Genomic DNA, 6,045 nt, shown 5'->3' with positions numbered 1-6,045 from the left:
TCTTCTTCCTGAGTGGCACGATCATTTGGGTCAGGGAAGTTTGCTGCTTCATCCTGCATATGGTGAACAGTACGATCAACTTCTTCCATCAGTTGTGAGCGCCATTTTTCGAGAATACCCCGAAAATGTTTTACCATATCCTTGCTCATATATTCTTCATCATCACCCGGTTGATACGGTGTGAATTTGACATCATTTTGTGTCGGGTCCATGTTGGCAAACCTCATACTTTCTAAAAATCAAGGGCGCATCTATACCAGATGCTTCGGGCATGTGCAAAATAATTGAACTATTTTACCCCATTTTCAAGATTAAAGAGACTAATGAATCATTTAAAAGCCGTTATATTCGACGTGGATGGAACCCTCGCTGAAACCGAGCGGGATGGGCACCGTCAGGCGTTCAATCGCGCATTTGCCGAAGCGGGTCTGGACTGGCATTGGGATGAACAGATTTACGGACAATTATTAGCTGTAACCGGTGGCAAGGAACGTATTCAATATTACCTGGAGAACTTCCATTTGCAGTGTGGTTTTGCTGGTGATTACAGTGAAATAATTGCCAGCCTGCATGCTGATAAAACACGACATTACGCTCAGATAATAGAAGCAAAGACGATCGAGTTACGGCCTGGTATAAAAAGATTAATTGGAGAATTAAGAGAGCAAGAAATTCGCCTGGCGATCGCCACAACCACTACTGCTGAAAATGTCACGGCATTGATCAACGCCACGCTGGGCGAGGCAGCCATCAGCTGGTTTGATTGTATTGCAGCGGGTGATGTCGTGCCTGCCAAAAAACCTGCGCCGGATATTTATCACTATTGTCTTCAACAATTGCAACTGGATGCAAGAGACTGTCTTGCCATTGAAGATTCTGCCAATGGCTTGCTGGCATCAACTGGAGCAGGAATAACCACGTTGGTAACCCTTAATGCCTATACTGTTGAAGATGACTTCACTCAGGCAATTTGTGTTGTTGATCAACTTGGCGAACCGAATGCTCCATGTCAAGTTATCGATGGTTCGCCGATGAATACAAGCTATATAACAGCTCAATCACTTCAGGATTTACATGCCCAAAACAATTAACGTCACCCAGCGCGCCCAGGAAATTAAACCGTTTCAGGTGATGGATATATTATCGCAAGGAAAGATACTGCAGGCGCAGGGCAGGGATATTATCCACCTGGAAATTGGTGAGCCGGATTTTCTGACACCTCAACCGGTTATTAATGCTGCAATTGCTTCGTTAAATAAAGGCGATACCTTTTATACCCCATCATTGGGGTTAATGGCGTTACGGGAAAAAATTGCCGGATGGTATCACCAGCAATACGGGCTCGAAATATCACCTCGGCGGATTGTAGTTACACCAGGCGCCTCCGGTGCATTGCTTTTAGTGATGGGAGCATTGTTAGAGGCCGGCAAGCATTTATTGATGACCGATCCGGGTTATCCCTGTAATCGTCATTTTGCAAGGTTTGTGGAAGCCTCTGCAGTTTCAGTTCCAGTGGGAGCTGATACGGCCTACCAATTATCGCCACAACATATCGAAAATTACTGGAACCAGGATACCCAAATGGCCCTGGTTGCCACTCCTTCGAACCCAACCGGAACCATCATTGACAAAGTCGGCTTAAAAGCCCTCTCAGACGCCGTCAAGGCTAAACAAGGTCTGCTAGTCGTCGATGAGATTTACCATGGGTTAAATTACGATGGTGTTCACTTACCATCCATTCTGGAAGTAGACGACGAAGCGATAGTGATTAACAGCTTTTCCAAGTTCTTTGGTATGACCGGTTGGCGATTAGGCTGGGTAGTCGTGCCCGAAAGTCTTGAACCAGTGATGGATCGTCTGGCTCAGAATCTGTTTTTAGCTGCGCCAACCAATGCTCAGCATGCTGCTCTGGTAGCATTTGATCGAGAGAGTCTGGAAATACTTGAACAACGCAGAGAGGTGTTTGAAAAACGTCGGGATGTTTTGTTACCCGCGCTGCAGGACATTGGATTTTCCATTCCGGTGAAACCTCAGGGGGCGTTTTATTTATATGCTGACTGCAGCAAATTCCTAAGCGGCAAAATTAACAATAGTCTGGATTTGTCCCGTTATCTTTTACAGGAAGCCGGTGCTGCTATCACACCGGGAAATGATTTTGGTCAGCATCTTGCCGATAAGCATGTGCGCTTTGCTTATACCACCGATGAAACGCGTTTAATGCAGGCTGTTGAACGAATTCATGCTGCATTGACTAAATTATAGAGCGATAGGCCTACCGGATAGTGCAAAAGTAGCTAAAACTAGCGACCAATAAAAAAGGCTCGACCCATACATTTAAAAAAATCTGGGCCGAGCCTAATTTTTCTCTGTGGTGAATATTAATGATAATGTCGTGCTGCATTGATCACTTTTTTTGCCATCGCTTCATCATTGCATTTATCGGCAATATCACCCAGTGTAATAACACCTACCAACTCTTCGTTGTTCGCATTGTTAAGCACTAACAGGCGTTGCACCTGTTGGTCAGCCATATTGTTTACAACTTCATCAATAGGTTTGTCTTCATAGGTATATAAAACCCGTTCGGTCGCAATATTTCGGGCTTTTTGATGCGGGTCTTTCGAATCAGCCACGACTCTGAGCGCTATATCACGGTCAGTGATTACGCCAATCACCCGGTTGTCTTTACTGAGTGGAACGAAGCCTAAATTCTTATCTCGCATAGTTTGGGAAACTTCCTGAATGCTGACATCTGCATCAAGGTAAAAAGGTTGTTTTGTCATCACATCTTTCACGCGCATCATCGAATTTCTCCTTTGATTTTCTCGTTTCAGAAGAGTGGGGAAGTACAGCCAGTATTTTAAGCTGCTTAAAATAAGAGATGGAGATTACATAAGTGAATTCAATCCTTAATTATGCTTTTCCAACCAGCGATATTAGCTGGCTGGAAAAGGTCCAATTAAATTTATACCGCTTGCTTGGTTAAGTTGTTTTCCAGACTTTTTAATTGTTGCAGACAATCTCGTTGACTCAAAAATGCCAACTCTTCCTGCGGTTCAAGCCATGACTCAAGTTGCTGCATATTGTCGGCATGGTTTACTTTCCATTCCGCTAATATTCTGGGTGGATGAAATACAGGTTTTTGGTTTGCATTGTCAGGCAATTGGGCGATATGCCAGTTGCAAAGTTGCGGGTTATTTAGCAATCGAAGAAAGGCATGCTGTTTGGGCTGTGGCGAAAGTGCTGATAGCTGATCATCCAAAGCCACCAGAATGGGAGCCGGATTTTTTTCTTCTGGCGCCCGCAGTATGCCAAGCCACTTAAGCAGTTTACTGCGACGCGTTCCACCACTCAGCCATGACAAAGGGATCGACAACATCAATCCCCCGGTAATCGGCAGTAGCCAGTAAAACAGCTCGATACTAAGCAACAAAGCAATAATGGCGAGAATTATGCCGAATAATGTATGACCAGCATGAGCTCTTGCTACCGCAGCCCAACTCAGCGCGCCATCATCACGTGACTGAGGCATCCAGCCACTGTCCTTGCCACGGAAAATTCCGACCACCACACCAAACTGATGCACCATTAATATCGGTGCATACAGCGCCGACATAAGCATTTCCACAACGACACTTAATGTCAGCAAAATAGGGCCGCCGAATTTCATGCAACGTGGAATATTTATCAGCGCCGCAAACCAGCCAAACACCTTAGGTGCAATAACTATGGCCATGGATACGATGAAGAGTGTTAAGGCACGCTCAGAATCAAATACTGGCCAGGTAGGGAACAGAGACGGATTGGCGAAATATTCCGGACGCACATACCTTGCCTGTACGGCAATGGCCAAACCGACAACAATTAAAGAGAGCCAGAAAACGGCACTAAGATAGGACATCAATCCGGAAAATATATGCAAACGAGTGGGTAACACAAAACCCTGAGCAAACATAAACGGGGTGTGTTGCAGGTTACCCTGGCACCAGCGACGATCACGAATCATCACATCAATCAGCGATGGAGGTGATTCTTCATATGTGGACTGAATATCGGTATCAAAACGTACTCCCCAGCCTGCACGACGCAGTAAAGCAGCTTCGATAAAATCATGACTTAATACATGACCACCAAACGGTGGTTTACCTGGCAAAATTGGCAGATGTGAAGCCTCGGCAAACGCACGGGTTCGGATAATCGCATTGTGGCCCCAAAAGTTGGATGACAGGCCGTGCCAGGCAGATAAACCTTCGGCATAAATAGGGCCGAAACAATGATTGGCAAATTGCTGTAACCGTCCATAAAGCGTATTGGCACGCACAATAGTGGGTAAAGTCTGGATTAATCCGATACCGGGCGAGGCAGCCAGTCGACGGGATAGGGTGAGCATGCACTCGGCGCTCATCACACTATCAGCATCCAGTACTATCATGGCTTCATAGGCACCGCCCCAGCGTTGTACCCAATCACCGATATTGCCGGCTTTACGTTCGGTATTCTGTTGACGACGACGGTAGTAGACCGGACAGCCTGAATCGTCCTTGTTAATCAGATCCAGAAAAGCCTGTTCTTCTGCAATCCATGCATCGGCTTTATTGGTATCACTGAGAATAAAAAATGCATATTTTCCTGGCGCTTTGGCTAATAAATCCTCACGCATCACCTTGAGCGCCGCCTTGATACGGATAGGGTCTTCGTTGTAGATGGGCAGCAGAATGGCAGTGGTAAAGTCAGGTTCCTGCTCGGACTGTTTAATAAGTCGAGGCTTTAAATGCAATAAAAAACCCAGCAGTGCCTGAGCAAATGCAAATGACACCCAGAGAAAGTTAATGCTGAATAGAATTAAAAATAACCACTGCAGGTTGGTTACAACATTAGTGGTGCTTAATACCCCGTAGATTTCAGTAATGCCGTAATAAGACAAACCCAGCATCACGCCAAGTACAAATAACCGGGAAATAAGCGTACGCAGAATATAGAAGAAAGTGCGCTGACTATGACGCATGGAAAGCCCTTGTTCGTAAACTCCATGTCGGGGCATTTCCAGAGGCGATTCAGCAGGCAAGGCACGTTCATAGGGTATGGCTTTTTCGGTATTATCGATCCGTAAATCAACACTCATAAAGAATTATTCCAATCCCTGTTCAACCATCTGTAAAGCCATGTGGGGGCAGCATATTTATCATCTTTATTTAACTGTATCCGAAATTCTGCCACATCAGCATCTTCGGTATCGAAAGTAATAAATACCCTTGCACCATTGATATGCGGGTTTTCCTGAATTCGGCTTTCAAGGATTTTGCCATTGCTAATACTGGCAACAACATCAATCTGTTTAATATCCTGACTATCGATATTGCTGTAATCAATCACTATTTCTTTACTATCATCAAAGAGCTTGAGACCACTGCTACTGTTCACAATACGCGGTCTATTATTGTCTTCTGGAACATCATCAGGCGAAGTTAATGTATAGGCATATTCAAACGCTTCCCCTTTTTTCAAACCATCTGCAGGTCGCCAATACGCCACAATATTATCGTTTTCCTCAGAAGCTGACGGAATTTCAACCAGTTCTACCTGACCTTTTCCCCAGTTACCGATTGGTTTAACCCAGGCAGAAGGACGTCTATGGTAATTCGCTTCAAGATCCTCATAATAACCAAACTCACGGTGGCGTTGAATCAAACCAAATCCTTTGGGGTTCTCATCTATAAACGCACTGATTTGCAATGTTTGCGGGTTATTCAGTGGACGCCATAAACGCTCACCTTTGCCATTACGCATTTGCAAACCTTCAGAGTCATGTACAGCAGGTCGAAAATCCAATTGATCAGCGCGATCCATTCCGCCATGCATAAACATGGAAGTTAACGGTGCAAGCCCTACATGCTTAATATCAACCCGTGGGAAGAGGATGGCATCGACATCAATTTTGCTGGGCGAACCTGGATGAATCCCGAAGCGATAGGCGCCGGTAACACTTTTACTATCAAGTAAGGCATGCACCACGATGGCTTTTTGACTTGAAGAGGGCCTTTCAAT

Annotated in this window: 5 protein-coding genes and 1 pseudogene; 2 read left to right on the top strand and 4 right to left on the bottom strand. The window is 45.1% G+C overall.

Going from position 1 to position 6,045, the window contains the following annotated elements; genetic code table 11:
- A pseudogene (locus tag B3M51_RS08750) lies at positions 1-212 on the bottom strand (RNA polymerase-binding protein DksA); the annotation flags it as partial.
- A 111-nt stretch (positions 213-323) separates the two neighbouring features.
- Between B3M51_RS08750 and B3M51_RS08745 the strand changes: the two are divergent.
- Complete coding sequence (locus B3M51_RS08745; RefSeq protein WP_292758393.1) at positions 324-1,091, top strand: HAD family hydrolase; 768 nt, start codon at positions 324-326, stop codon at positions 1,089-1,091.
- Entirely contained in the window at positions 1,075-2,262 is a 1,188-nt protein-coding gene (locus tag B3M51_RS08740) for a pyridoxal phosphate-dependent aminotransferase (protein WP_292758391.1), read from the top strand. Before B3M51_RS08745 ends, B3M51_RS08740 begins: the two co-directional genes overlap by 17 nt.
- Before the next feature lie 116 nt (positions 2,263-2,378).
- Here B3M51_RS08740 and B3M51_RS08735 read toward each other — a convergent pair whose 3' ends face one another.
- The 3 genes from B3M51_RS08735 to B3M51_RS08725 all read right to left on the bottom strand — a co-directional run.
- Positions 2,379-2,804 carry a CBS domain-containing protein gene (locus B3M51_RS08735; protein WP_292481714.1) on the bottom strand — a complete coding sequence of 142 codons (426 nt, stop codon included), beginning with the start codon at positions 2,802-2,804 and terminating at the stop codon, positions 2,379-2,381.
- A 161-nt stretch (positions 2,805-2,965) separates the two neighbouring features.
- Positions 2,966-5,122: a glucans biosynthesis glucosyltransferase MdoH gene (gene mdoH, locus B3M51_RS08730; RefSeq protein ID WP_292758389.1), complete on the bottom strand. Its 2,157-nt coding sequence runs from the start codon at positions 5,120-5,122 to the stop codon at positions 2,966-2,968.
- A partial coding sequence (locus B3M51_RS08725; protein ID WP_292758388.1) for a glucan biosynthesis protein occupies positions 5,119-6,045 on the bottom strand: 927 nt, incomplete at its 5' end. The genes mdoH and B3M51_RS08725, both read right to left, overlap by 4 nt.

The organism is Methylophaga sp. UBA2689, from assembly GCA_002354555.1.
Taxonomy (GTDB): Bacteria; Pseudomonadota; Gammaproteobacteria; order Nitrosococcales; family Methylophagaceae; genus Methylophaga.
Note: the sequence above shows the minus strand (reverse complement) of the source record. Positions and strands in the feature narration are given on the sequence as shown.